Annotated in this window: 27 protein-coding genes; 12 read left to right on the top strand and 15 right to left on the bottom strand. The window is 68.7% G+C overall.

Annotated elements, in window-relative coordinates:
- Positions 1-5: 5 nt before the first annotated feature.
- From ACAM57_RS05765 to ACAM57_RS05755, 3 genes are all read right to left on the bottom strand, one after another.
- Positions 6-728, bottom strand: coding sequence for a hypothetical protein (locus ACAM57_RS05765; protein WP_369660990.1), 723 nt, complete (start codon positions 726-728; stop codon positions 6-8).
- 83 nt (positions 729-811) lie between these two features.
- A complete protein-coding gene (locus ACAM57_RS05760) occupies positions 812-1,819 on the bottom strand; it encodes a response regulator transcription factor (RefSeq protein ID WP_126024792.1) in 1,008 nt (335 codons plus the stop codon).
- 20 nt (positions 1,820-1,839) lie between these two features.
- Positions 1,840-5,406 (bottom strand): ATP-binding protein, encoded by a 3,567-nt coding sequence (locus ACAM57_RS05755; protein WP_369660989.1) that lies wholly within the window; start codon positions 5,404-5,406, stop codon positions 1,840-1,842.
- A 104-nt stretch (positions 5,407-5,510) separates the two neighbouring features.
- Here ACAM57_RS05755 and ACAM57_RS05750 point away from each other — a divergent pair, with 104 nt between their 5' ends.
- The 7 genes from ACAM57_RS05750 to ureG all read left to right on the top strand — a co-directional run bounded on the left by ACAM57_RS05750 (position 5,511) and on the right by ureG (position 10,538).
- The gene (locus ACAM57_RS05750; protein WP_042578881.1) at positions 5,511-5,813 is read left to right on the top strand and encodes an urease subunit gamma; all 303 of its coding nucleotides are present in this window, start codon (positions 5,511-5,513) and stop codon (positions 5,811-5,813) included.
- Positions 5,814-5,851: 38 nt separating this feature from the next.
- Positions 5,852-6,451, top strand: a complete 600-nt coding sequence (locus ACAM57_RS05745; RefSeq protein WP_369660988.1) for a HupE/UreJ family protein — start codon at positions 5,852-5,854, stop codon at positions 6,449-6,451.
- A 10-nt stretch (positions 6,452-6,461) separates the two neighbouring features.
- A complete protein-coding gene (locus ACAM57_RS05740) occupies positions 6,462-6,767 on the top strand; it encodes an urease subunit beta (protein WP_019656515.1) in 306 nt (101 codons plus the stop codon).
- Positions 6,767-8,485, top strand: a complete 1,719-nt coding sequence (gene ureC / locus ACAM57_RS05735) for an urease subunit alpha (protein WP_369660987.1) — start codon at positions 6,767-6,769, stop codon at positions 8,483-8,485. Before ACAM57_RS05740 ends, ureC begins: the two co-directional genes overlap by 1 nt.
- Before the next feature lie 92 nt (positions 8,486-8,577).
- A complete protein-coding gene (gene ureE / locus ACAM57_RS05730) occupies positions 8,578-9,195 on the top strand; it encodes an urease accessory protein UreE (protein ID WP_369660986.1) in 618 nt (205 codons plus the stop codon).
- The gene (locus ACAM57_RS05725) at positions 9,158-9,868 is read left to right on the top strand and encodes an urease accessory protein UreF (RefSeq protein ID WP_369660985.1); all 711 of its coding nucleotides are present in this window, start codon (positions 9,158-9,160) and stop codon (positions 9,866-9,868) included. The genes ureE and ACAM57_RS05725 overlap by 38 nt, the downstream gene beginning before the upstream one ends.
- 16 nt (positions 9,869-9,884) lie before the next feature.
- Entirely contained in the window at positions 9,885-10,538 is a 654-nt protein-coding gene (gene ureG / locus ACAM57_RS05720; protein WP_369660984.1) for an urease accessory protein UreG, read from the top strand.
- 43 nt (positions 10,539-10,581) lie between these two features.
- On the opposite strand, the gene ACAM57_RS05715 is transcribed toward ureG, so the two are convergent.
- Positions 10,582-10,761 (bottom strand): DUF3606 domain-containing protein, encoded by a 180-nt coding sequence (locus ACAM57_RS05715; RefSeq protein ID WP_126024654.1) that lies wholly within the window; start codon positions 10,759-10,761, stop codon positions 10,582-10,584.
- A complete protein-coding gene (locus ACAM57_RS05710) occupies positions 10,751-11,020 on the bottom strand; it encodes a hypothetical protein (protein ID WP_369660983.1) in 270 nt (89 codons plus the stop codon). Before ACAM57_RS05710 ends, ACAM57_RS05715 begins: the two co-directional genes overlap by 11 nt.
- An 11-nt stretch (positions 11,021-11,031) precedes the next feature.
- Here ACAM57_RS05710 and ACAM57_RS05705 point away from each other — a divergent pair, with 11 nt between their 5' ends.
- Together ACAM57_RS05705 and ACAM57_RS05700 are read left to right on the top strand one after the other, a co-directional pair.
- Positions 11,032-12,513 (top strand): ATPase domain-containing protein, encoded by a 1,482-nt coding sequence (locus ACAM57_RS05705; protein WP_369660982.1) that lies wholly within the window; start codon positions 11,032-11,034, stop codon positions 12,511-12,513.
- Entirely contained in the window at positions 12,510-14,087 is a 1,578-nt protein-coding gene (locus tag ACAM57_RS05700; RefSeq protein WP_369660981.1) for an ATP-binding protein, read from the top strand. The genes ACAM57_RS05705 and ACAM57_RS05700 overlap by 4 nt, the downstream gene beginning before the upstream one ends.
- Before the next feature lie 39 nt (positions 14,088-14,126).
- Here ACAM57_RS05700 and ACAM57_RS05695 read toward each other — a convergent pair whose 3' ends face one another.
- The 8 genes from ACAM57_RS05695 to ACAM57_RS05660 form a co-directional block, all read right to left on the bottom strand.
- Positions 14,127-14,657 (bottom strand): hypothetical protein, encoded by a 531-nt coding sequence (locus tag ACAM57_RS05695; RefSeq protein ID WP_369660980.1) that lies wholly within the window; start codon positions 14,655-14,657, stop codon positions 14,127-14,129.
- A gap of 78 nt (positions 14,658-14,735) precedes the next feature.
- Complete coding sequence (locus tag ACAM57_RS05690; RefSeq protein ID WP_184642187.1) at positions 14,736-16,247, bottom strand: tripartite tricarboxylate transporter permease; 1,512 nt, start codon at positions 16,245-16,247, stop codon at positions 14,736-14,738.
- Positions 16,248-16,310: 63 nt separating this feature from the next.
- Positions 16,311-16,799 (bottom strand): tripartite tricarboxylate transporter TctB family protein, encoded by a 489-nt coding sequence (locus tag ACAM57_RS05685; protein WP_369660979.1) that lies wholly within the window; start codon positions 16,797-16,799, stop codon positions 16,311-16,313.
- A 132-nt stretch (positions 16,800-16,931) separates the two neighbouring features.
- Complete coding sequence (locus tag ACAM57_RS05680) at positions 16,932-18,302, bottom strand: sensor histidine kinase (protein WP_369660978.1); 1,371 nt, start codon at positions 18,300-18,302, stop codon at positions 16,932-16,934.
- Positions 18,299-18,982 (bottom strand): response regulator transcription factor, encoded by a 684-nt coding sequence (locus tag ACAM57_RS05675; RefSeq protein WP_369660977.1) that lies wholly within the window; start codon positions 18,980-18,982, stop codon positions 18,299-18,301. The genes ACAM57_RS05680 and ACAM57_RS05675 overlap by 4 nt, the downstream gene beginning before the upstream one ends.
- Before the next feature lie 233 nt (positions 18,983-19,215).
- Positions 19,216-19,827 (bottom strand): ATP-binding protein, encoded by a 612-nt coding sequence (locus ACAM57_RS05670; RefSeq protein WP_184642191.1) that lies wholly within the window; start codon positions 19,825-19,827, stop codon positions 19,216-19,218.
- Positions 19,827-20,090 carry a hypothetical protein gene (locus ACAM57_RS05665; RefSeq protein WP_369660976.1) on the bottom strand — a complete coding sequence of 88 codons (264 nt, stop codon included), beginning with the start codon at positions 20,088-20,090 and terminating at the stop codon, positions 19,827-19,829. The genes ACAM57_RS05670 and ACAM57_RS05665 overlap by 1 nt, the downstream gene beginning before the upstream one ends.
- A gap of 122 nt (positions 20,091-20,212) precedes the next feature.
- Positions 20,213-21,373 (bottom strand): porin, encoded by a 1,161-nt coding sequence (locus ACAM57_RS05660; RefSeq protein ID WP_184642193.1) that lies wholly within the window; start codon positions 21,371-21,373, stop codon positions 20,213-20,215.
- Positions 21,374-21,575: 202 nt separating this feature from the next.
- Here ACAM57_RS05660 and ACAM57_RS05655 point away from each other — a divergent pair, with 202 nt between their 5' ends.
- From ACAM57_RS05655 to ACAM57_RS05645, 3 genes are all read left to right on the top strand, one after another.
- Entirely contained in the window at positions 21,576-22,247 is a 672-nt protein-coding gene (locus ACAM57_RS05655) for a nuclease-related domain-containing protein (protein WP_369660975.1), read from the top strand.
- An 83-nt stretch (positions 22,248-22,330) separates the two neighbouring features.
- A complete protein-coding gene (bamA, locus tag ACAM57_RS05650) occupies positions 22,331-24,733 on the top strand; it encodes an outer membrane protein assembly factor BamA (RefSeq protein WP_369660974.1) in 2,403 nt (800 codons plus the stop codon).
- An 18-nt stretch (positions 24,734-24,751) separates the two neighbouring features.
- Complete coding sequence (locus ACAM57_RS05645) at positions 24,752-25,471, top strand: response regulator (RefSeq protein WP_369660973.1); 720 nt, start codon at positions 24,752-24,754, stop codon at positions 25,469-25,471.
- Here ACAM57_RS05645 and ACAM57_RS05640 read toward each other — a convergent pair.
- On the bottom strand, positions 25,437-26,297 hold the full coding sequence (locus ACAM57_RS05640; RefSeq protein ID WP_369660972.1) for an intradiol ring-cleavage dioxygenase: 861 nt from the start codon (positions 26,295-26,297) through the stop codon (positions 25,437-25,439). The genes ACAM57_RS05645 and ACAM57_RS05640 overlap by 35 nt on opposite strands.
- A complete protein-coding gene (locus ACAM57_RS05635; RefSeq protein WP_369660971.1) occupies positions 26,294-26,455 on the bottom strand; it encodes a hypothetical protein in 162 nt (53 codons plus the stop codon). The genes ACAM57_RS05640 and ACAM57_RS05635 overlap by 4 nt, the downstream gene beginning before the upstream one ends.
- Positions 26,456-26,567: the final 112 nt, after the last annotated feature.

Here is a 26,567-nt window from a genome sequence, read left to right as displayed (position 1 = left end):
CCGGCTCACTTCCAGCTGAACTCGTGGTTCAGCCCGATCACGAAGCCGCGCACGCCCTGCGGCCCGGTGCGCGATGCGCTCACGTCCACGCTGATCAGCGGCGTGATGCTGAAGCGCCCGCCCACGCGCGATGTCCAGGCGTTCGAGGCGCGGTTGCGCTCGGCGATGAGCGACACCGTGTCGTTCAGAGCCCACTCCACGCCGACGCCGCCGCGCGGCGTGCGCGCCCCGGTTCCGGTCGCCCAGTCGGCGCCGACGTTCGCGTGGATCTGCAGGCTGTCCAGCGGCCGCCAGGTGACGGGAACGACGAACTGCCCGCCCGCGCGGCCGCCGCGCTTGAAGTCGAACACCGCCCCCGCCGACACCGCCGCGCTGAAGGGCGCGTCGGCCGCCTGTCCGTAGAAATTCCACTTGAGCTGCGGCCCGCCGGTGACCGAATGGACGCCGCCCACCGAGGTTCGGTCGAGGTTCAGGCCCAGTTCCACAGGCCCGACGCGGCAGGCCGGCCCGAAGTGGAAGCCCGTGACGGGCTCGACGCCGGTGCGGCCCCACCAGGTCTCGTACTGGCACTGGCCCGGGTCGAGCGTGCTGGCGTCGTCCACATCGAAATGCCCCGCAGCCTGTGCAACGGGAGCTGCGAGCAGCCCCGCTCCAAGGCAGGAGGCGGCGAACATCCAGCCGCGCGATGGCGGTCGGGTCGTTGTTCTGCTGTGGCTGGTGTTCTTCATCGCTCGCGTCCCCGGGGGCCTCGAACCATTCTAGGGACGCGGAAAGCAGGCGCCATGACACGGCGCCACGCGGTGGGTACCCTTCAGATCTCGAACTGGGGCTGCAGCTCGCGAATGCGCTTGATGGCCACGCCCGCCGCCGCGGTGCGCGTCTCCACGCCCAGCTTCACGTACACCCGCTCCAGGTGCTTCTTTGCCGTGGCGGGGCTGCTGCCGAGGATCTCGCCGATGTCCTTGTTGGTCTTGCCCTTGACCACCCAGTACAGCACCTCAGCCTCGCGCGCCGTGAGCTTGAGGCTCAGGCTCATGGCCTCGATGACCGCCGTGTCGGACACCTCGCGCATGATGATCATCCACTCGTCGCCGTCGTCGTCGCCGCCGGTCTGCTGGTGCAGCCGCAGCGTGAGGCTGCCGGCGCCCTGCACGATCGACAGCGCCGGCGGCTCGATGCCGCGCTCGCGCGCATCGGGCGTGTGGCTGCGCAGCCATTCGAGCACCGCCGGCGGCGTCTCCGGCGCGCGGGTGTCGCAGTAGCGCAGCAGCAGGTCGCGCGCGAGCGCCGTCTGCCAGATGAGCTTGCCTTCGGGCAGGCGCACCGTGATGCTGGCGTAGCCGAAGGCGTCGAGCGCGTTGCGCGCCTGGCCGGCCTGCCGCGCGTCCTGCCTCGCGCGGCGCGCGCCCTGCAGGTGCACGTTCATGCGCGCCAGCACTTCCTTCGGCTTGATGGGCTTGGTGACGTAGTCGACGCCGCCGGCCTCCAGCGCGGCCACCAGGTGCTCGGTCTCGGTGAGCCCCGTCATGAACACGATGGGAATGTGCGCCGTCGCCGCATCGGCCTTGAGCCGGCGCGCGACCTCGAAGCCGTCGATGCCCGGCATCATCGCGTCGAGCAGCACGATGTCGGGCTTGGCCTGCACCGCGCGCTGCAGCGCCTGCTCCCCGTTGGTGGCGATGAGCACGGTGTAGCCCGATTCGTCGAGCGCATCGTGCAGCACCGCGAGGTTGTCGGGCACGTCGTCGACGATCAGCACGAGGTCGCTGTTGGCTCCCTGCTGTTCGCGCAGGGTCCTGGCGAGCGATGAGGTTTCCATGGCGGGAATTGGCGTCGTGGTCACGCTGCGCTCTCCACGGCCTCGGCCAGCGCGCGGCTCATGGCCTCGAACTGGAACTGCCGGGCCAGCACGCGCTGGGCTTCGGTCCATGCCGCGCACTCGGGCTGCGCGGCGTCGATGTCGTCGAGCTGGTTCATGATGCCCCGGAAGTAGCCCAGGCCGACGGCCTCCTCCAGCGCGCGCAGGCGGGCCAGCGAAGGCGCCAGCATCGCGCGCGGCGCGGCGACGGCGGCGGGCTTCGCGGCGGTCTCGGTCCAGCGCAGCCCGAGCCGGCGTTCGAGCCAGTCGAGCAGCTCGGTGTGGCGAACGGGCTTGACGAAGAAATCTTCCGACGCGATGCCCACGTCGTTGTCCAGCCCCTTGTCGAAGGCGTTGGCCGAGACGATGGCCACGGCAGCCTCGGTCAGGCCCAGCTTGTGCGCGCGGCGGATGGTCTCCCAGCCGTCGATGCCGGGCATCGCCAGGTCGACGAACATCGCATCCGGCCGGTAGCCGGCGGCAACGAGGTCGAGCGCGTCGTGCCCGCTGGCTGCGCTGCGCAACTCGAAGCCCAGCGGCGCGAGCAGGTGGCCGAGCAGGTCGCGGTCGGCCTCTTCGTTGTCGACCACCAGCAGGCGCCGGCGCGGCCCCTCGTAGCCGCGCCGCGCGCGCGGAACGGGTAGCGCGCGTCCCGCGCCGGCCGCCGCGTCATGCACGCGCGGCAGAAACAGCCGCACGCAGAAGAGCGATCCCACGCCCGGCGTGCTGCTCACCTTCATCTCGCCGCCCATCAGGTCGGTGAGCATCTTGGCGATGGTGAGCCCCAGCCCCGCGCCCGGCGCGGCCGCCGCCCCCGCGGCGTTGCCGCGCGCGAAGGGTTCGAAGATGCGCTCGATGTCCCCGGCCGGCATGCCCGGGCCCGTGTCCTCGATCTCGATGGAGGCGAACTCGCGCGCATAGGCCAGCCGCAGCGTGACCTGCCCCGCGGCCGTGAACTTGATCGCGTTGCCCAGCAGGTTGATGAGGATCTGGCACACGCGCTTCTCGTCGGCGCGCACCACCTCGGGCAACTGCCCCGCCGCCTCGAAGCGGAACTGCAGGCCCTTCTCGGCCGCCTGCAGCTCGAACATGTCGGCCAGCTCGCGCAGCGTGTCGGCGAAGCGCATCGGCCGCGCGTGCAGCGTGAGCTTGCCGGCCTCGATGTGCGCGATGGCCAGCGTGCCCTCGATGAGCGACAGCAGGTGCTCCCCGCCGCGCTTGATGACCGCCACCGCCTGTTGCCGGTGTGGCGGCACGGAATGGTCTTCGCCCATCAGCTGCGCGTAGCCCAGGATGCTGTTGAGCGGCGTGCGCAGCTCGTGGCTGATGGCGCTGATGTAGCGGCTCTTGGCCTGGTTGGCCTGGTCGGCAGCCTGCTTGGCCTGCTCTGCGATCTCGCGCGCCTCGTCGGCAGCCTGCTTTGCAGCCTGCAGCGCGCGGTCGGTCTCGCGATGCAGTTCGATCTCGCGCATCAGCAGGTGGGTCTGGCGGTTCGATTCCTCCTGCGCCACCTTGCGGCTCTGGTGCGCCAGCACCAGCCACCACGCGACGATGCCCGCGATGACCAGCAGCGCCATGTATGCCTTCAGGAAGCCCGAGCGCAGCGACAGCTTCTGCAGCCCCGCCAGCGCGGCCGTCACTTCCGATTCGGCAGCCAGCTCCAGCGCGCCCTCGGCGAGAGCGCGCAGCTCCTGCTGGTAGAGCACGCCGAACACCACCGCCAGCAGCGGCACGATCACCAGCATCAGCAGCAGGAAGTGCCCCAGCCCCGTGTCGAGGTAGCGCCAGCTGCGCCGCGGCAGCAGCCAGCGCAGCACCGCCGACCACTGCGACGACAGGCTCGCGTGCGGCTTGCACAGGTCGCCGCAGCGCGCGTCCAGCGTGCAGCACAGCGAGCAGATCGGGCCCTGGTAGGCGGGGCAGTGAGCCATGTCCGGCCCCTCGTACTCGCGCTCGCAGATCACGCAGTGCTGCACCTTCAGGCGCTGGTAGCTGCCCTCGTGCTCGACCCTGGCCCAGCGCACCACGCCGGCCCCGGAGGACGCCGCGCCACGCGCCAGGTAGTACTTGCCGCCGGTCGCCCAGGCCAGCAGCGGCGAGGCCACCAGCGCGGTGCCCAGCGCGATCAGCGCCGAAAAAGCCTGCGCCAGCGGCCCGAACACGCCCAGGTGAGCGGTGATCGACAGCCCCGAGGCCAGCGCCATCGCGCCCACGCCCACCGGGTTGATGTCCCACAGGTGCGCGCGCTTGAACTCGATGCCCGGCGGCGACAGGCCCAGCGGCTTGTTGATGACCAGGTCTGCCACCACCGCCATCATCCAGGCGATGGCAATGTTGGCGAACAGGCCCAGCACGTCGCCCAGCGCCTCGAACACGTTCATCTCCATCAGCATGAAGGCGATGAGCGCGTTGAACACCACCCACACCACCCGCCCCGGGTGGCTGTGCGCCACGCGCGAGAAGAAGTTGCTCCAGGCCAGCGAGCCCGCATAGGCGTTGGTCACGTTGATCTTGAGCTGCGAGATCACCACGAACAGCGCCGTGGCCGCCACCGCCCAGCCGTAGTGCGGGAACACGTACTCGTAGGCCGCCAGGTACATCTGATTGGGGTCGACCGCCCGGTCGGCCGGCACCATGTGCGTGAGCGCCAGGTAGGCCAGCAGCGCGCCGCCCAGCATCTTGAGCACGCCCAGCACCACCCAGCCCGGGCCGCCGGCCAGCACCCCGGCCCACCAGCGCCGCGCGGTGGCCGCCGTGCGCGCGGGCATGAAGCGCAGGTAGTCGGCCTGCTCACCCATCTGGGTGATGAGCGCGATGCCCACCGTGAGGGCTGCGCCAAATAGGTGCAGATCGAAGCCCTTCGTGCCCGAGCGCACGCCGTTGTAGTGCACGATGCCCGCGAACGCACCAGGATCGCGCACGAGCACATACGCGAAGGGCACCACCAGCATCAGCAGCCACAGCGGCTGGGTCCACAGCTGCAGCCGGCTGATGGCCGACACCCCGTGCGTGACCAGCGGAATCACCACCAGCGCGCACACCAGGTAGCCCCAGACCGGCGGAATGCCCAGCGCCAGCTCCAGCGCATAGGCCATCACCGCCGCCTCCAGCGCGAAGAAGATGAAGGTGAAGCTCGCGTAGATCAGCGAGGTGAGCGTGGAGCCGATGTAGCCGAAGCCGGCGCCGCGCGTGAGCAGGTCCATGTCCACGCCGTAGCGCGCCGCGTACACGCTGATCGGCACGCCCGCCAGGAAGATGATGAGCCCGGTCGCCAGGATCGCCCAGAAGGCATTGGCGAAGCCGTACTGCACCAGCAGCGTGGCGCCCACCGCCTCCAGGATCAGGAACGAGGCCGCCCCGAAGGCTGTGTTGGCCACCCGCCATTCGGACCATTTGCGAAAGCGCTGCGGCGTGTAGCGCAGGGCGTAGTCCTCCAGCGTCTCGCTGGCCACCCAGCTGTTGTAGTCGCGCCGCACCTTGACGATGCGCTGCGGGGCATCGTCGGGGGTGGCGGTCGTGGCTTCAGGGTTCACACCGTTTCGGTGCATCTTCCGTGCCATCCATACGGCTTTTGGCGGACAAGGCACGACTGTTGCAAAGAAGCCGGCTTGCCCATAATGGCCGCCTCCTCCCGCCACCCGATGCCGATCCTATGGAACTGACCCCGCGCGAAAAAGACAAGCTGCTGATCTTCACCGCGGCACTCCTGGCCGAACGCCGCAAGGCCCGCGGCCTCAAGCTCAACTACCCCGAAGCCGTCGCCCTGATTTCCGCCGCCGTCATGGAAGGCGCGCGCGACGGCAAGAGCGTCGCCGAACTCATGAGCGAGGGGCGCAGCGTGCTCACCCGCGCCGACGTGATGGACGGCATCGCCGAGATGATTCCCGACATCCAGGTCGAAGCCACCTTCCCGGACGGCACCAAGCTGGTCACCGTCCATCAGCCCATCGTCTGACATTCGAAGAACAAGAGAAAGAACAGAAGGACTTTTCCATGCGCCACAGCACCTCCAAGACCCTTGCCCTGATCGCCCTCCTGCTGCCCTTGGCCGCCAGCGCCCACACCGGTGTCGACGGCGGCCTGCACCACGGCTTCGTCACCGGCTTCATGCATCCGCTGACCGGCGCAGACCACCTCGCGGCGATGGTCGCGGTCGGCCTGTGGAGCGCGCTGGCCGCGCGCCGTGCCTGGCCCGACCTGCTCTGGGCGCCGCTGGCCTTCGCCGGCATGCTGCTCGCGGGCGCGCTGGCGGGGCTGGCGGGCGTGCAGCTGCCGGCGGTCGAGCCGATGATCGCGGCCTCGCTGCTGGTGCTGGGCCTGCTGGTGGTCACGCGCGTGCGCCTGCCGGCCGTGGCGGCGATGGTGGTGGTGGGCGTGTTCGCCGTCTTCCACGGCGTGGCGCACGGCTACGAACTGGCGAGCGAGCAAGGCGCCGCCCTCACGCTGGCCGGCATGGTCTGCGCGACCGTGCTGCTGCACGCCATCGGCATCGCATTCGGCTGGGCGCTGCGCAATGCCAACGCATGGCTGCCGCGCGTGGCCGGCGCCGCGGTCGTCGGCCTGGGCGCAATGCTGCTGGCGCAGGCCATCTGAGGCGGCCGGCATGATCCCCGGAGAACTCTTCACCGACGAGGGCGAGCACACGCTCAACCCCGGCCGCCGCACCCTCACGCTGGTGGTGCAGAACACCGCCGACCGGCCGATCCAGGTCGGCTCGCACTATCACTTCGCCGAGACCAACGGCGCGCTCGGCTTCGACCGCGAGGCCGCGCGCGGCATGCGGCTGAACATCGCCTCGGGCGCCGCTGTGCGCTTCGAGCCGGGCCAGCAGCGCACGGTCGAGCTGGTCGACTTTTCGGGCGATCGCATCGTCTACGGCTTTCGCGGCCTCATCCAAGGAAAACTCTGATGGCGACCATCGGCAGACGCGCCTACGCAGAAATCTTCGGCCCCACCGTGGGCGACCGCGTTCGTCTTGCAGACACCGAGCTCGTCATCGAGGTCGAGGCCGACTACACCCTTCGCGCCGGCGGCTACGGCGAAGAGGTGAAGTTCGGCGGCGGCAAGACCATCCGCGACGGCATGGCGCAATCGCAGCGCACCCGGGCGCAGGGCGCTGTCGACACGGTGCTGACCAACGCGCTCATCCTCGACCACTGGGGCATCGTGAAGGCCGACATCGGCCTGAAGGACGGCCGCATCGCCGCCATCGGCAAGGCCGGCAACCCCGACGTGCAACCGGGCGTGGACATCGTCATCGGCCCGGGCACCGAGATCATCAGCTGCGAGGGCAACATCGTCACCGCCGGCGGCATCGACAGCCACATCCACTTCATCTGCCCGCAGCAGATCGAGGAGGCGCTCTCCTCCGGCGTGACAACCATGCTCGGCGGCGGCACCGGCCCCGCCACCGGCACCTTCGCCACCACCTCCACGCCCGGCCCCTGGCACATCGAGCGCATGCTGCAGGCGGCCGACGCCTTCCCGATGAACCTGGGCTTCCTGGGCAAGGGCAACGCCAGCCTGCCGCACGCGCTGCACGAGCAGATCGAGGCCGGCGTCATCGGCCTGAAGCTGCATGAAGACTGGGGCACCACGCCCGCGGCCATCAGCAACTGCATGGACGTGGCCGACGCCACCGACACGCAGGTGGCCATCCACAGCGACACGCTCAACGAATCGGGCTTCGTCGAGAACACCATCGCCGCCGTGGGCGGGCGCGGCATCTGCGCCTTCCACACCGAAGGCGCGGGCGGCGGCCATGCGCCCGACATCCTGCGCGTGGTGGGCGAGGGCAACTTCCTGCCGTCCTCCACCAACCCCACGATGCCCTACACCGTGAACACGCTCGACGAGCACGTCGACATGCTCATGGTGTGCCACCACCTCGACGCCGGCATCGCCGAGGACCTGGCCTTCGCCGAGTCGCGCATCCGCAAGGAAACCATCGCGGCCGAGGACGTGCTGCACGACCTGGGCGCGATCAGCATGTTCAGCTCCGACAGCCAGGCCATGGGCCGCGTGGGCGAGGTGGTCATCCGCACCTGGCAGACCGCGCACAAGATGAAGCTGCAGCGCGGCACCCTGCCCGAGGACAGCGCGCGCAACGACAACTTCCGCGCGAAGCGCTACGTCGCCAAGTACACGATCAACCCGGCCATCGCGCACGGCATCGCACACGAGGTGGGCTCGCTCGAAGTCGGCAAGTGGGCCGACATCGTGATCTGGAAGCCGGCCTTCTTCGGCGTGAAGCCCTTCACCATCATCAAGGGCGGCAGCATCGCGCTGGCGGCCATGGGCGACCCCAACGCATCGATCCCCACGCCGCAGCCGGTGCACTACCGCCAGATGTTCGGCGCCTATGGCGGCTCACTGGCGAAGAGTTCGCTCACCTTCGTCTCGCAGGCCGGCCTGGCCGCTGGCATCGGCGAGCGCTACGGCCTGAAGAAGCAGCTGAGCGCGGTGAAGAACATCCGCAACGTGCGCAAGAAGGACCTGGTCCACAACGGCTACACGCCGAAGATGGAGATCGACGCGCAGACCTACGCGGTGCGCGCCGACGGCAACCTGCTGACCTGCGAGCCGGCGAAGCTGCTGCCGATGGCGCAGCGGTATTTCCTGTTCTGAAGCCCTGGGGAACGCGGCTGCTTGACAGGCTGCGTATCCTCGAAGGTATTCATCCAGCCAGCGGGCGCCCTCCGGAGCGCTCCATTTGCACCATGCTCACCGCCAACAAACTCATGCCCCAGGGCCGCGGCCTCGCGCCCGTGCTGCTCAAGCGTGCCGCCACCATCGAACTCGACTGGGACATCCGCCAGAAGAGCCGCTTCGACGCCACCGACTCGCAGGGCCGCCAGATCGGCGTGTTCCTGCCGCGCGGCACGCTCGTGCGTGGCGGCGACGTGCTGGTGGCCGAGGACGGCTCGCTGGTGCGCGTGATCGCGGCGCCGCAGCCGGTGCTTCGCATCACGCACTGCACCGCCCACGGCACGCCCTTCGACCTGACGCGCGCGGCCTACCACCTGGGCAACCGGCACGTGCCCATCGAGCTGAAGCCCGACCATCTGAAGATCGAGCCCGACCACGTGCTGGCCGACATGCTGCGCTCCATGCACCTGATCGTCGTGGCGGTGGAAGAAGCCTTCGAGCCCGAGGGCGGCGCGTATGGGTCGCATGAGCATTCGCATGGCCATGGCCACAGCCACGACCACGGGCATTCGCACGATCACGGTCACCCGCATGCCCACGGCAGCGGCCCGAAGCCGCTGGTGCTCGCGCCGGAGCTGCTGGACGACCACGATGGCCACGGCCACGGGCATCACGGTCACTCCCACTGACGACGTGTCCGCCCAAAGCCTCCTGCCGCTGATCTGGCTCGCCTCGCCCGCGCTGCCGGTCGGCGGCTTCTCGTACTCCGAGGGCGTCGAAGCCGCCGTCGAATGGGCCGGCATCGATTCGGAGCCGTGCGCGGCCGAGTGGATCTCCGACCAGCTGCACCTGAGCTTCGCGCGCGGCGACCTCGCCGTCTGCGCGCAGGCCCTCGCGGCCTGGAGCGCCGGCGACATGCCGCGCATCCGTGCGCTCAACGATTGGGTGATGACCACCCGCGAGTCGGCCGAGTTCCTGCTGCAGACAGAGCAGATGGGCCGCTCCTTCGTCGAATGGCTGAAGCTGCACCACGCCGATACGGCGGAAGTCTTCGCCGACCTGGGTGCGAGCTACCCCGTCGCATTCGCCTTCGCCGCCAGCCGCGCGGGCGCCACGGCGCACGACGGCTGCCTGGCCTTCGCCTTCGGCTGGGCCGAGAACATGGTCGCCGCCGCGGTCAAGGCCGTGCCGCTGGGCCAGAGCGCGGGCCAGCGCATCCTGGGCCGGCTGGCGCAGGAGATTCCCGATGCCGTGACCCGCGCGATGGCCTTGGGCGACAACGAGCGCCAGGCCTTCGCGCCCCTGCTGGCGGTGCTGTCGGCTCGCCACGAAACACAATATTCCCGCCTCTTCCGAAGCTGAACCGAGCACCATCCTCATGACCTCCGCCCTGCACCACATTCCCAAACGCACCAAGAGACTTCCGCCCCTGCGCGTGGGCATCGGCGGCCCGGTCGGCTCCGGCAAGACCACCCTGCTCGAGATGCTCTGCAAGGCGATGCGCGACAAGTACGACCTGATCGCGATCACCAACGACATCTACACCAAGGAAGACCAGCGCCTGCTGACGGTGGCCGGCGCGCTGCCGGCCGAGCGCATCATGGGCGTGGAGACGGGCGGCTGCCCGCACACGGCGATCCGCGAAGACGCCTCGATCAACCTCGAGGCCATCGACCGCATGCTGGAAGACTTTCCGGACGCCGACGTGGTGTTCGTCGAATCGGGCGGCGACAACCTCGCGGCCACCTTCAGCCCCGAGCTGTCGGACCTCACCATCTACGTGATTGACGTGGCGGCCGGCGAGAAGATCCCGCGCAAGGGCGGCCCCGGCATCACCAAGAGCGACCTCTTCGTGATCAACAAGACCGACCTCGCGCCCTACGTGGGCGCCAATCTCGACGTGATGGAGCAGGACACGCAGCGCATGCGCCGCCAGCGGCCCTACGTGATGACGAACCTCAAGACGCTCTCGGGCGTGGCCGACGTGGTCGCGTTCATCGAGCAGAAGGGCATGCTGGCCGCAGCGGCCTGAGGTCCAAGGTCCCGAGGCATGGCGCCCGCCGCCTCGGCAGCGGTCAGGGCAGCCCGAGATAGATCCGCAGGTCGTCCCTGTGCGTGCCGGCCGATGCCACGGCGGTGCGCAGCCTGGCCTCGCTCACGCCGAACCAGCGGGTCCAGTAGTCGACCTCCTTCAGGTCGGTGACGTCGATGCGTTCGTCGTCTTGCGGAATGCGGATCTCGCTGTCATCGGGCATCGTCGTCTCCTGGGCAATGAGTGAAATGTCTGGGGCTGAACGAAAGAAAGAAGGAAGCAGAAGCCGCAGTCTCTTTGCCGCGCACCGCGCGCCAACCGGACAGTTCCGACACGGCGTGCAGGACAACGCCTCTGCCTCGCACCACCCATACCGCAATGTGCAAAGGGATCGCCGCCGACATGGGCTTGGCCTCCCGGCTGGCGCGGCGCGCATGCATTTTCAAACGCTCCATGATGGAATGAGTGTCCGCATGTTTCATGGAGAACGACGATGGAGCCGAACGCCAGCGGCCCCCTCAGCACCGGCGTACTAGGCCTGAACGATGTGCTGGGAGGAGGCCTGGAACCCAACCGCCTCTACCTGCTGGAAGGCATGCCCGGCGCGGGCAAGACCACCATTGCCCTGCAGTTCCTGCTGGAGGGCGTGAGCGCGGGCGAGTCGGTGCTCTACGTCACGCTGTCGGAAACCGAAACCGAACTGCGCGGCGTGGCCGCCTCGCACGGATGGGATCTCTCGGCGATCCACATCCGCGAGATGCTGCCCACCCAGGATGCACTGCAGCCCGAAGAGCAATACACCATGTTTCACCCGTCCGAGATGGAGCTCAGCGAGACCACGCTGCGCATCCTCGGCGACGTGGAAACCCTCAAGCCTTCGCGCGTGGTGTTCGATTCGCTGTCCGAACTGCGCCTGCTCTCGGGCAACTCGCTGCGCTACCGGCGCCAGATCCTGGCGCTCAAGCAGTTCTTCGCGGGACGCCAGTGCACCGTGGTGCTTCTCGACGACATGACGGCCACCGAGCACGACCTGCAGGTGCAGAGCATCGCGCACGCGGTGCTGCGGCTGGAGCAGTCCAATTCCGACTACGGCGCGGCTCGCCGTCGCCTGCTGGTTGTGAAGTACCGCGGCCAGTCGTTCCGCGGGGGCTACCACGACTACAAGATCGAGCGCGGCGGCCTGCATGTATTTCCGCGGCTGGTGGCGGCCGAGCATTCGCGCGAAATGGTGCTGACCAAGCTGCCCAGCGGCATCGACAAGCTCGACGCACTGCTCGGCGGCGGCCTCGAGAAAGGCACGAGCACGCTCTTCGTCGGCGCTCCGGGCACCGGCAAGTCGTCGCTGGCGGTGCAGTTCGCCATCGCGGCAGCCCAGCGGGGCGAGAGCTCCGCGCTCTTCATCTTCGACGAAAGCATCAATACGCTGCGCACGCGGTGCATGGGGCTGGGCATGGAGATCGAGCCGCACCTTGCATCGGGCCTGATCCGCATCAAGCAGATCGACCCGGCCGAACTCTCGCCCGGCGAGCTGGTGCACGAGATCAGGCTCGCGGTCACGCGGCATTCGGCGGCGGTGGTGGTGATCGACAGCCTCAACGGCTACCTCAACGCGATGCCCGACGAGCGCTTCCTGATCGTGCACCTGCATGAGCTGCTCACCTACCTCGGCCAGTCCGGCGTAGCGACGCTGCTGGTGGGCGCCCAGCACGGGCTCGTCGGCATGCAGATGCAGACACCGGTGGACGCCAGCTACCTCGCCGACGCGGTCGTGCTGCTGCGCTACTTCGAATCCGATGGCGAGGTGCACCAGGCGATCTCGGTGCTCAAGAAGCGCGGGGGCGTGCACGAGCGTTCGATCCGCGCCTTCTCGATGGACCACAACGGGCTCAACGTGGGCGAGCCGTTGCGCCGCTTCAGGGGCATCCTGACGGGGGTGCCCGTACCGATCGACGGCGTGTCGGCCGTTCCACCGTGACGAACACCGACGCCCCCGACGCCTCTCCCGTGCACACGCAACTGCGCGTGCTGCTGCGCACAGCCACGTCGAAGGATGCGGCAATGACCACCGCCGTGCTGAAGCACGCCGGCATCGAATCGCTTGCGTGCCCCTCGCTGCGCGACCTGCTGCAGGAAATTCCGCATGGCGCGGGCGCGCTGCTGGTGTCGGAGGAAATGCTCTCTGGGACCGGCGCAGCGGAACTGGCCGATGCGGTCTCGGCTCAGCCGCCATGGTCCGACCTGCCTGTGCTGATACTTGCCCGGCAGGGGGCCGACTCGCGTGCAATCGGCGTCGCCATGGACGGCATGGCCAACGTCACCGTGCTGGAGCGGCCCATGCGCGTGGCCTCGCTGGTGAGCGCCTTGCGCAGCGCACTGCGCGCGCGCCGCCGGCAGTACGAACTGCGCCGGATCCTCGACGACCTGGGCGAAGCCGACAAGCGCAAGACCGAGTTCCTCGCCACCCTGGCGCACGAACTGCGCAACCCGCTCGCGCCATTGAGCACCGCGCTGGCCATCCTCAAGCGCAAGGCCCCCACGCCCGAGGCGGCACTGCCCTACTACGAGCTCATGGGCCGCCAGGTGGAGCACATGGTGCGCCTGGTGAACGACCTGATGGAGGTCTCGCGCATCACCCGCGGCAAGATCGAACTGCAGCTCGCCGAGCTGACGCTGGCGCAGGTGATCCGCGACGCTGTGGAACTGAGCCGGCCGTTGATGGAAGCCCGCAAGCACACCCTCGCGCTGAACATGCCCGATGCCTCGCTGGCGGTCGAAGGCGACAGCGTGCGGCTCACACAGGTGTTCGCCAACCTGCTGAACAACGCCGCCAAGTACACGCCCGAGGGCGGAACCGTCGAGGTGTTCCTCGAGCAGGGGGACCACGGCGATGCCGTGGTGCGCGTGAAGGACAGCGGCACGGGCATTCCCTCAGCCATGCTCGACGCGATCTTCGACATGTTCGTGCAGGTGAGCGACACGGCGCGCGCCGCGCAGGGCGGGCTCGGAATCGGCCTCACGCTGGTGAAGAGCCTGGTGGAGCTGCACGGCGGCTCGGTCGACGCGAGGAGCGCAGGCATCGGCCACGGCAGCGAGTTCGTCGTGTCGCTGCCGCTGCTAGGCCGAGGCGTGAAGGCCGGTACGCGGCCCGGCGTTGACGCGGAGGCCGCCGCCGCGCGGCAGCGCATCCTGGTGGTCGACGACAACCGCGACGCGGCGGAATCGCTCGCGGCGCTGCTGGACCTGCTGGGCGCCCAGACGGCCATCGCCTTCGGCGGCATGGAGGCGCTGCGCGCGGCGGAAGACTTCGGCCCGACGCTCGGCATCCTGGACATCGGCATGCCAGGCATGGACGGTTGCGAACTGGCGCGCCGGCTTCGCGCGCACCCGCGTCACCGGCACATGGGGCTGATCGCGCTCACCGGCTGGGGCCAGCCCGGCGACCGGGCCCGCATCGCGCAGGCCGGCTTCGATCATCATCTGCTGAAGCCTGTGAACGAGGATGCGCTCTCGGCCGCGCTGCGCGACCTGGGGCAGCGCCGGCGCAGCTGACGAAACAGCGGCACAGGCGAAGCTGCGCGAAAGCCGCGCTCAGAGCTCGCTGCCGTCGCGCAGCTGCCGCGCCTTGTAGACCAGCCGCACGCTCGCCCTGCGCGGATCGCCGGCCTGCTGCTGCACGTAGATGTCGGTGTCGTTGCTCGCCCATGCGGCGTACGCGCTGCCGGGATCGCGCGACGCCAGCTCGTTGCCGAAAACGCCCCGGCCCCACTGCACCAGCGCCGCGAAGGCCGCCGAGCCGCCGTCGGGCGTGGACTGGGCCGAGGCCACGTACTCGACGCGCCGCAGTTCCGAGGCCGCGAAGAAGAAGGTCGGCTCGAACAGCAGGCCGGCCATCTCCACAGGCGCCGCGCGCCACGAGCCGATGAGGCCGCCGCCCAGTCGCTGCGGCCTCGGCACGCGCTCGGCGGCGGGCAGCGCGGCCTGCAGTTCCTCGGCCGACATGCCCAGCCGCACGCCGGGCGGCAGGGCCTGCGCGTGCAGGGCGCCTGCGGCGAGAAGGGTCGCGCTCAGGGCGAGCGAGCGAAGAAGGATCGAGAAGGAAGGAAGTCGCACGTCGGGCATCGGACAGAGGAAAGGCGGCGGCAGCGTGGGACCGCAAGTATCGCGCGGAGTTCCGACCAGCCACCCTCTCCCTGCCCGTCAGTCCTCGACGAAGGCCTCTTCGCGCTTGGCCTTCACCGAAGGCAGCAGCACCACGATCAGCAGCAGCGCGGCGGCGACCAGCAGGCCCGCCGACAGCGGCCGCATCACGAACACGCTCCAGTCACCGCGCGACAGCAGCAGCGCCCGGCGCAGGTTCTCTTCCATCATCGGCCCGAGGATGAAGCCCAGCAGCAGCGGCGCGGGCTCGCACTTCAGCTTGAGGAACAGGTAGCCCACGATGCCGAAGATCGCCACCATCCACACGTCGAAGGTGTTGTTGTTCTCCGAGTAGACGCCCACCGCGCAGAACAGCACGATCGACGGGAAGAGCCACTTGTAGGGAATGGTCAGCAGCTTGATCCAGATACCGATCATCGGCAGGTTCAGCACGATCAGCATCAGGTTGCCGATCCACATCGAGGCGATCAGGCCCCAGAACAGCTCGGGGTTGCTGGTCATCACCTGCGGGCCCGGCTGGATGTTGTGGATGGTCATGGCCCCGACCATCAGCGCCATCACGGCATTGGGCGGAATGCCCAGCGTCAGCAGCGGAATGAAGGAAGTCTGCGCACCGGCGTTGTTGGCCGACTCGGGGCCCGCCACGCCGCGGATGTTCCCCTTGCCGAAGGCCATCTCGCCCTGCTTGAGCTTGATCTTCTTCTCGATGGTGTAGGCCGCGAAGGCCGACAGCAGCGCGCCGCCGCCGGGCAGGATGCCCAATGCCGAACCCAGCGCCGTGCCGCGCAGCACCGCTGGCGTCATGTCCTTGAAGTCCTGCCTGGTGGGCCACAGGCCCTTCACCTTGGCGGTGAACACTTCGCGCTCATGCTCGGGCACCGCCAGGTTGGCGATGATCTCGCCGTAGCCGAACACGCCCATCGCGATGGCGATGAAGCCGATACCGTCGGTGAGTTCCGGGATGTCGAAGCTGTAGCGCGCCACGCCCGAGTTCACGTCGGTGCCGACGAGGCCGAGCGCGAGGCCCAGCAGGATCATCGTGATGGCCTTCAGCAGCGAACCCGAGGCCAGCACCACGGCGCCGATCAGGCCCAGGATCATCAGCGAGAAGTACTCGGCGGGGCCGAACTTGAAGGCCAGCTCGGTCAGCGGCGGCGCAAAAGCGGCCAGGATCAGCGTACCGACGCAGCCCGCGAAGAACGAGCCCAGGCCGGCAGCGGCGAGCGCCGGGCCGGCCCTCCCCTTGCGCGCCATCTGGTAGCCGTCGATCACTGTCACCACCGACGAGGATTCGCCAGGCAGGTTGACCAGAATGGCCGTGGTGGAGCCACCGTACTGCGCACCGTAGTAGATGCCGGCCAGCATGATGAGAGCCGACACCGGCGGCAGCGCATACGTGGCAGGCAGCAGCATCGCAATGGTCGCCACGGGGCCGATGCCCGGGAGTACGCCGATCAGCGTGCCCAGCAAACAGCCCACGAAGGCATAGACGAGGTTCTGCGCCGTGAAGGCGACGCCGAAGCCGATCGAGAGATTGGTGATCAGGTCCATTTTTCTTGTCTTGTTCTTGTGTCTTGTTCTTGTGTCTTGTTCTTGTGTCTTCTTTGCCGCGGATCAGCCCGAGATGAAGGTCGGCCACACCTGGAACTGCAGCTTCAGCGCGACCACGAAGGCCAGGTAGCTGCCGAGCGCGAGGATGGTGGCGAGGATGGTCACGCCCTTCCAGCCGAAGTTGTCGCCCGCGAGGCTGGCGATGAAGGTGAGCGCGTAGATGGCGACGATGAGTCCCATCGACGGCAGCCCGATGCCCGGCAGGCCGCCCAGCAGCACGCCGAACATCAGGTTCGCGCCGATGATGAAGACCAGAGGCTTCCATGCGATGCGCCCGATGGGCTCGCCGTCTTCCGTCTCCACGGCCAGTGCCTTGAGCGTGATGAGCACGCCCATGAGCGCGATGAGGATGCCCACGATCAGGGGAAAGTAGCCCGGCCCCATGCGGGCGCCGGTGCCGACGTTGTATGTGGTGGCGCCCCATGCGAAGGCCACGCCGAAGGCGCTGAAGAGCACGCCCGAGCAGAAGTCTCTCTGACTCTTGATTCTCACCGTTGATGTCTCCTGGAAGGAACTGCGTTGATCCGCACGGTATGTGCGCTCGTTCGATCCTAGGAATTCACGGCCCCGCTGTGCATGAACAGAACATTGCCATTCGGCAATGTCGGGAACGAAGGCGCCCGCTCAGCCGTCCGCCATCGGCAGGTCGATGCATGCGCGCAGGCCCGGTTTCGCGTCCGCGAAATCGAGCCGCCCGCCATGCAGCGCCACCACCGCCAGCACGCTCGCAAGGCCCAGCCCGTGGCCCGGCACGCTGCGGTCGAGCCGGTGGAAGCGCACGCCGATGCGTTCGTGCTCGGCCTGCGGAATGCCCGGCCCGTCGTCCTGCACGAAGAGCTGCGCCCTGCCGTCCACCGTGTGCGTGCCTATGCGTACGGTGGCGCCGGTGCCGGCGTACTTCAGCGCGTTGTCGAGCAGGTTGGCGGCCGCGCCAGCCAGCAGGTCGCGGTCGCCCAGCGCCACGGCCATGTCGGCGGGCTCGCGCAGCAGCACGATGCCGCGCAGCTCGGCCACGGCTTCGTAGAGCTCCGCCACGTCGTCGGCGATGACGTGCAGCGCCACCGGGGCGAACTGCTGCCGCCGCGCGCCGGCTTCCACCTCGGCGATCTGCAGCAGCTTCTCGAACACCACGGCCAGCTCCTCCAGTTCGCGGATGGCGGTGCTCACGGCCTCGCGCTGCGGGTCGCCCGCATCGAGCCCTGCTTCCACCGCGCGCAGCCGCACCAGCACGCGCGTGAGCGGAGTGCGCAGGTTGTGCGCGATGGTGTTGGAGACGTGGCGAACGCCGTCCATCAGCGACTGGATGCGGTCGAGCATCGCGTTGATGTCGTGCTCCAGCAGCGCGAACTCGTCTTCCTCGCCCGAAGGCTCCACGCGCTCCTGCAGCTCGCCCTCGGCGATGCGCGCGGCAGTGCGACGCACCGCACCCACGCTGCGCTCCAGCTCCTGGCGGAAGACGAAGGTGCCGCCGATCAGCAGCAGCACCGCCACGATGCCCGCCGCCGCGCTGGCGCTGGCCACCAGCGATTCGATGGACTCCTGGTCGCGCAGGTCGTGCCCCACCACCAGCATGCCGCCATCGGCCAGCGGGCGCATCACCAGATACGCGATGACGGTCTGGCCCGTGCGCACCACGCGGCGGTGCACGCCGTCGCCCGCATCGGGGGCCTGCGATGGCATCTGGTCGAGGTTGCCCGCGAGCTTGCGGCCTTCGCGGTCGGTCAGCAGGTAGATCTCGTTGTCGGAGTTGCGGCCGTCGGAGAGCGCATTCGCGATCTCCCCGGCCACGCCGTCGGCGCCGCGCGCGTCGTAGCGCACCATCAGCTGCTGCATGCTCGCGGCCACCTGCCGCACCATGCGCTGCTGCAGCACGCCCACCGTCTGCATGTAGACGATGGCCAGCGCCGCCAGCATGGTGATCGCCACCAGCAGCCCGTAGTAGAAGGCGAGCCGGAAGCCGACCGAGCGCCATAGCCGGCGCAGAGCCGCGGTCATTGCGGCGCTGCCAGCGTGTAGCCCACGCCGCGCACGGTGTGGATCAGCGTGGGGGCGCCGCCCGCGTCGAGCTTGCCGCGCAGCCGGCTGACCTGCACGTCGATCACGTTGGTCTGCGGATCGAACTGGTAGTCCCACACCGCCTCCAGCAGCATGGTGCGCGTGACCACCTGGCCCGGATGCATCATGAGATAGGCCAGCAGCCTGAACTCGCGCGGCTGCAGCGCGATGGCCCGGCCGCCGCGCTCGACATGGCGGCGCGCGAGGTCGAGCGTGAGGTCGGCGATCTGCAGCATGCGTATCTCGGGCCCGGTGCGGGAGCGCCGTACCAGCGCCTCGGCGCGCGCTGCAAGCTCCGAGAAAGCGAAGGGCTTGGCCAGGTAGTCGTCGCCGCCGGCCTTGAGCCCGCGCACGCGCTCGTCGAGCGCATTCAGCGCGCTGAGCACCAGCACCGGCGTCTTCTTGCCGAGCGCGCGCATGGTCGAGAGGATCGAGAGGCCGTCCACCTCGTTGGGCAGCATGCGGTCGAGGATGACGATGTCCCACTGCTCGCCGGTGGCGCGAGCGAGCGCGTCGGCGCCGTCGCGGCTGATCACCGCCACGTGGCCGAGCGAGCGAAAGCCGTCGGCGATGTAGCGCGCGTTGTCGGCGTCGTCCTCGACGATGAGGCAGCGCCACATGGCGGTGGGGCCTAGCACCCCTGCGCGGCGCTCCGGCAGGGAGCGGCGATGGAGGCTGGCGACGGAGGATGAAGACGGGGAAGAAGCTGCGTTCTGATGATGCTCATGGCGACGGGGTCGGCCGGCGCCCATCGTCACGTTCGCGCGGGCGCCGCCGGGGCCATCCTAGCCGCCATTGGATCAGAGAAAGCGCTGCCCCATCATTACCGTTTGTCCATGTTCGAAAGCCGCGCTCAGGCCCGCAGCAGCGGCAGGCGCAGCGTGAGCCCCAGCACGCCGCCGCCATGCGGCGCCGAGTAGATGCGCCCTCCATGGTGGCCGGCGATGCGCTCGCAGGCCTTGGCGCTGGCCGCCATTGCGGCCGGGAGCCTGCCGTCGAAGAACCTCGCGAGCGGCGGATGGGCATCGACCGCATCGAGGTCTCGCCAGTGGACTACCGCCTGCTCGCCATCGGCATGCGCGGACACCTGCAGCGTCGCGCCGGCGCGCATCACGCTGGCCGCGTAGGCCGTGACCTTCGCGAGCAGTTCGCGCAGCTCGGCCTCGATCGCGAAAACGCGCACCGCTTCCTGCGGCAGCTGGATGTCGAGGCGGATGGCCTTGCCGTCGGCCTGGGCCGAGGCGGCGTCGAGCAGCGCACCGATGTCCTGCGCGCGGCTCGCGCTCATGCGCTGCCGCGCTTCCCCGCGGGCCTGCGCGGCGAGTTCGCGCGCCTTGGCGCTCTGCCGCAGGTTGGCGACGAACAGCGAGAACATCATGCCGGCCACGCCGCCGAGCCCCAGCAGGATCGCGGCGGCGATGATGAATCCGAGGTTGCCCGATTGCAGCTGCCCTCCGCCCGTCATCAGCGCGCTCCCGGCGGCTGCGGCGCGGGTTCGCCCGGCAGGTCGCGCGCGCAACGCTCCTGCGCCGGTGCGCGGCCGGCCTCGCATGCGCCCCAGCCCGGAGGCGGGCGGCGCGCATCGCCGAAGAGCATTGGAAGCGGCGGTCCCTCGCCGCGGAAGCCGTGCGGCGGCGGACGATAGGGCATGGGCGGCGGGGGCAGCATGATGCAGCCGGCCAGCCCGGAGGCCGCCAGCACGCCCGCGAGAAGTCGGACTCGGTTCATCGGTCGAAGCTCACTGCTGGTTGTGTGGAATGAGGAATACAGGCGCAAACGAAAAAGCCGCGCGGAAGAAAAAAGGGCAGCGCGTGCATGCCCCTTCCCTTCCGCGCGGCGCGCGTTCGATATCAGAACGCGTGGCGGATGCCGAAGTCGTAGCCGGTGGAAGAACGCGGCAGGCCGGTGTAGCTGGTGCCCGTGCTGCCATAGCCGGTGGTGCTGGCCGACACCAGGCTGCCCGTGTAGTTCACGTCGTTGCGGTTGTTCACGCGCGCCACCGTCGCATACAGCGCCGTGCGCTTGGACAGGTTGTGCACGTAGCCGATCGCGAACTTGCGCGCCAGCGGGTCCTCGCCCGTGATGCCGGCCGCGCCTTCGTTGTAGCGCACCTGCGAGTACGCCACGCGGATCAGGCCCGCGCCCACCGGCACCGTCGCGCCGATCAGGTAGCCGTTGTAGCTGTCGTGCGTGTCGGCCACTGCCGCGTAGTCGAACTTGTTCTTCACGTTCGACAGCTCCCCGAACAGCTTCACCGGACCGAAGTCGTACGAGGCGCCCAGGTTGATGGTCTGCACGCTGCGCTGCAGCGCGGTCGTGTCCACGACGGTGCTGCGGCCCACGCCCAGGGCGACGTCCAGCGGGCCGTTGGCGTAGCCGAAGCGGCCACCCACGTAGCGGCCAGCGCTGCTGCTCGAGGCGGCCGTGGTGCTGGTGGCGTCCGTGCTGGCGTTCTCGTGCAGCGCGTACTGGAACTGGCCGTAGAAGCCGCCCAGGTTCGGCGGCAGGAAGTAGCCGATCGAGTTGCTGGCGCGCACGTAGTTGGCGTTGTTGAGGGTGGTGTTGCCGCTGACGGTGCTGATGACGTTGGTGCCCGAGCCGTTGGTGCCGAACGGGTCGAAGACGGTGTCGTTCCAGAAGGTGGGCGTGTAGTCGCGGCCCAGGCGCAGTTCGCCGAAGCCACCCGACAGGCTCACGGTGGAGCGGCGCGCGAAGGTGGAGATGCCGGTGGCGCCGTCGTCGTTGGTGATGGGCGCTTCGAGCCAGAAGCTCGCTGCCAGCCCGCCGCCGAGGTCTTCGGTGCCGCGGAAGCCGATGCGGCTGGAGTTGTAGCCGGAGTTGCCCAGGCTGGTCTTGCTTTGCTTGACCGATGCGCCGGTGGTGGTGTCGCGCGAGGTCGTCGACTGGTAGGTCAGGCCGGCGTCCACGACACCGAACAACGTGACGGACGATTGGGCACAAGCCAGGCCGCAGACGGCCAGGGCAGCGAATGCCGTGAGGGTTTTCTTCATTCAGGTTCTCCAGTTGCAGCGGCTCTACATCGAGCAGCAGACACGCATGGTCCCGTTCAAATTCGGAGGAATCTTGTGATTGACCATTGCTTTGGGAGAACTGTTGTTTGCACGCAAACCATGGCGCTCCACCGAAGGAAACACCTCGTTCAAGAAGTCTCCCAAAAGCGGCGCGATGCTCCCTCGATCGAAGGAGCCCTCCATGACCATCGCCTTGCCGCCGAGCACGACCGCCACCTCGCTGGGCGTGCAGCAGCTCGCCAGCGCATTCAGCCCCACCTTTTCGTACCTGCGCATTCTTCGCAACCTCATCATCCCGATGCCGGAGGGCCACACGGTGCCCACCGCGCGCGTCGACGCGGTGCTGGTGTGCGAGACCGGCGTGTATCTCTTCGAGATCAAGGCCTGGCGCAACGCGTTCGTCTACCGCAAGAAATCGGACCAGTCGCCGCCGCGCTGGTTTCTGCGCCTGCACGGCGGCAAGAACGCGCGCGAGGTGAAAGACCCCGCATGGCAAGGGGGGCGCAAGACCACGCAGCTGCGCAGCCTGTTGTCCGACGAGCTGCGGCTGCAGTACTTCGTGCTGCTGCCCTGCGAGGGGATCGAGCTCGAAGGCGTGATGCCGGCGGCCGTCATCACGCAGCAGGACCTACCCTACATCGCGCGCCTGGTGCGCAACAACGGCCGCCTCGCGCGCAACTATCCGCTGCTCGACGATCAGGCCATCGACCGAACCGTGGAGCGCCTGCTCGAGATTCAAGGCGGCCTGACGATCGAGGACCACCTGCGCAACTGCCGCGAAAGAAGCGTGCAGATGCCGGAAGCCGCCGCCGCGCCGGCATGGGCGGCATCGAACGCAATGGGGTTGCAGTAAGCCGCAGGTAAAGACCCCGGCCGGTCCGGGGCAGCCCGGAGAAAGTCCCAAATTTCTCCGACATTGGCGGGAACCATGCGGCGATGCAGTTTCCCAAGTCACTCGCAGCTGCCGCCGCGCTGCTTGCATCCGTCGCCACATCTTCCGCCTGGGCGGTCGAGCCCTTCACCGTCAGGGACATCAGGCTCGAAGGCCTGCAGCGCGTCGAGCCCGGCACCGTCTTCGCCACCATGGGCCTGCGAGCCGGCGACACCTACAGCGACGAACGCGGCAGCGCGGCCATCCGCAAGCTGTTCGAACTCGGTCTCTTCAAGGACGTGCGCATCGACGTGAATGGCAACGTGCTGGTGGTGGTTGTGGAAGAACGCCCCTCCATCGCCGACGTGGATTTCGTGGGCACCAAGGAATTCGACAAGGCGGCGCTGCAGAAAGCGCTGCGCGAGGTGGGGCTGTCCGAAGGGCAGGCCTACGACAAGGCGCTGACCGACCGCGCCGAGCAGGAGCTCAAGCGGCAGTACATCAGCCGCAGCCTCTACAACGCGCAGGTCATCACCACCGTCACGCCGCTGGAGAGGAACCGGGTGAACATCACCTTCACCGTGACCGAAGGCGAGCCCGCTCGCATCAAGGAAGTGCACGTGGTCGGCAACAAGGCCTTCAGCGAGAGCACGCTGCTCGACCTCTTCGACCAGGACACGGGCGGCTGGCTCGACTGGTACACCAAGTCCAACCAGTACTCGCGCACCAAGTTCAACGGCGACCTGGAGACGCTGCGCTCCTACTACATCACGCGCGGGTATCTGGAGTTCCGCATCGACTCCACGCAGGTCGCCATCTCGCCCGACCGGCAGACGCTGACCCTCACGATCAACATCACCGAGGGCGAGAAGTTCGTGGTGGCCGGCGTGAAGCTCGCTGGCGACTACATGGGCCACGAGGACGAGTTCAAGACGCTGGTGACCATCCGCCCGGGCAAGCCCTACAACGGCGAGGACGTGGCCGCCACCACCAAGGCCTTCACCGACTACTTCGGCACCTTCGGCTATGCCTTCGCGCGCGTGAAGGCCGAGCCGGAGATCGACCGGCAGAACAACCGCGTGACGCTGGTGCTCAAGGCGGAAGCCTCGCGCCGCGCCTACGTGCGCCGAATCAACATCGGCGGCAACGCCAGGACGCGCGACGAGGTGATCCGCCGCGAGTTCCGCCAGTACGAGGGCGCCTGGTACGACGGCAACAAGATCCGCGCCTCGCGCGACCGCATCGACCGCCTGGGTTTCTTCACCGACGTGAACGTCGACACCGTCGACGTGCCTGGCTCGCCCGACCAGGTCGACCTGGCGGTGAACGTGACCGAGAAGCCCACCGGATCGCTGCAGCTGGGCGCGGGCTATTCGTCGACCGACAAGGTCTCGCTGACCTTCGGCATCACGCAGGAGAACGTGTTCGGCAGCGGCAACTACCTGGGACTGAACGTGAACACCAGCTCGTACAACCGCACCATCTCGCTCACGGCCACCGATCCGTACTTCACCAAGGACGGCATCTCGCGCACGATCAACGTGTTCCACACCACCACGCGGCCCTACTACGAGGCCGACGGCAACTACAAGCTCGCGAGCGACGGCGGCTCCATCCGATTCGGCTTCCCGGTGGGCGAGCAGGACACGGTGTTCCTCGGCATCGGCCTGGAGCGCTGGTCGTTCACGCCGGGCACCAACGGCACCTACACGCTGGTCGACGGCTCGTACGTGTACACCGCCACACCGCAGGCCTACCTCGACTACTTCAAGTGCACGGGCACCGCGCCGAGCGTGAGCTGCGCCAAGTCGAGCATGATCGCCATCCCGGCCACGCTGGGCTGGTCGCGCGACGACCGCGACAGCGCACTGGTTCCCACGCGCGGACGCCTGCAGAGCGCAAACCTCGAGATGGGCGTCGGCAGCGAGCTGCGCTACCTCAAGACCAACTACCAGTACCAGCAGTATTTCCCGCTGTCCAAGCAGTACACGCTGGCCATCAACGGGCAGCTGGGCTATGCGCGCGCGCTGGGCGACAGCACCTACCCGATCTTCAAGAACTTCTACGCCGGCGGCCTGGGCTCGATCCGCGGCTTCGAGCAGAACTCGCTCGGCCCGGCCGACTCGGTCACGGGCGGCGCGCTGGGCGGCACGCGCAAGGCGATCTTCAACATGGAGTTCAGCACGCCCTTCCCCGGCGCGGGCAACGACAAGACGCTGCGCCTGTACACCTTCCTCGACGCGGGCAACGTGTTCGCCGACCGCACCGCGAGCATGACCGACGCGCAGTGGAAGGCGCAGAACCGCATCCGCGCCTCCACCGGCATCGGCATCAGCTGGATCTCGCCGCTGGGCCCGCTGCGGCTGGCCTACGCGGTGCCGCTGATCTACCAGAAGGCCGACACCGCGAACAACATCGCGGCCGACCGCACGCAGCGCTTCCAGTTCCAGATCGGAACCTCGTTCTGAGCACAGGGGGTCCTGGCCATGGGTCGCATCCTGCTGGTGGAGGACAAGAGGCACGACAGCGCCTCGCTGCTGCTGGGCCACCTGCACGGCGCGGGCCATGAGATCGAGCAGGTCGGCGACGGAGAGGCCGCGCTCGAGCGCATCCTGGGCGAGCCGCCCGCGCTCACCCTGCTCGACGTGGTGCTGCCGCGCATCGACGGCATCCAGGTGCTGGAGAAGGTGCGTTCCTGCGGCAAGCACCCGATCATCATGCTGACCGGGCGCACGCACGAGGCCGACCGGCTGCTGGCGCTGGACATGGGCGCGGACGACTATGTCTGCAAGCCCTTCTCGCCGCGCGAGGTGGTGGCGCGCATCCAGACGGTTTTGCGCCGGCATGCACAGTGGCGCGACAGCGTGGCGCGGCCCTCGACCGCCGTGCGCTTCGACGACCCTCGCGGCAACGCCTGCCTCGAAGGCCGCGCGCTGACGCTCACGCGCCGCGAGCTGCTGCTGTTGCAAGCACTGTCACGCGACCCCGGACGGGTGTTCACCCGCTCCAAGCTGCTGGAGGCAGCCTTTCCCGAGGCCTTCGACGTGAACGAGCGCGCCGTGGACGGGCACATCAAGAACCTGCGCAGGAAGCTCGCGGCGGCCGTGCCTTCGCACGACTGGATCCGCTCGGTCTACGGCGTGGGCTTCAGCTTCGCGGAGCGGCCGATCGTCAGCTCGTGGTGCGCGGCGGCACCAGCGCCTTGAGGCGCGCGGCGCCGGCCAGCGCGCGCGGATGCATGGGCCTGCCACCGCCCGCGCCGCCCGCACCGCCCATCGGGGGCATGCCCTGGGGACGCGGCGGCATGTCGCCCGCGGGAGGCGGCGGCCGGTCGATCGCCGGGCTCGCAGCCGGGTCGACCACCAGCGCGAGCGTGGCCACGTAGCGCTGGCGCTCCTCGCGCACCGCGCCGAGCACCGTGTCGCCGGCCTTCAGCGCGATGCCGTCGACGCTGTTGAGCGTGTCGCGCACCCGCGTGCGCTGGTAGAGCGGAACCTGCGTGTACAGGAACTCGCTGAGCGCATCGGGCAGGAAGAACTGCGAGGTGAGCACCGCACGCGTTCCGTCGAGCACCTTCATGTGGATGTGCGTGGTGCGCCCCGCGTACCAGCCCGGGTAGATGGTGGTGAAGGCGGCGACGCCCTCGCGGTCGGTGAGCTGGCTGCCCCGCAGGAAGGTCTTGCCCTCGAAGGCGAGCGAGCGGTCGTCGCCCTGCTCGCCGAAGCCGGAATAGCGCCCCTGCATGTCGCAATGCCAGATGTCCACGCGCAGCCCAGGCAGCGGCTTTCCGGTGGCGTCGCAGACGTTGAAGCGCACTTCCAGCGGCACGCCCTCGAGCCCCTCGGTGATGTCCCGGCGCATCCGGTCCAGGTCGAGGTAGTAGGGGCCTTCGGTGGTCTGCGCGGTCAGCGGCAGCTTCTTCAGCGCGGTGGCGGCCCCGGCGGGCCGGGCGGAGGCTGCAGCCAGCGTGGCGGCGCCCAAGGTGGCCAGCAGGCCGCGGCGGCCGATGGCGGTGTCGTCGTGACTTGTCACTCTTCTTCCCTGTGAACGTTGGAGCCTGTGAGTTGCGTACCGGCCGGCCGCGTGACCCGGACCTCGGCCCAGAGCACCAGCAGCACCCACGCCTGGGCAAGAAGGCAGAAAGACACGACGATCGCCCCCTGCAGCGCAAGGCTCGGTTCCGGATTCATGGCCTCATGCTGGGGCCGCATGGTGGAGAAAAGATGGAGATCCCCGAGCGGATTTCCTCCCAGATTCCTCCACATTCGGCCGCGATGATCGGTGGCCGTCCCCTCCAGCCGT

This window comes from Variovorax sp. V15 (genome assembly GCF_041154425.1).
In the GTDB taxonomy this organism is placed as follows: Bacteria; Pseudomonadota; Gammaproteobacteria; order Burkholderiales; family Burkholderiaceae_C; genus Variovorax; species Variovorax guangxiensis.
Note: the sequence above shows the minus strand (reverse complement) of the source record. Positions and strands in the feature narration are given on the sequence as shown.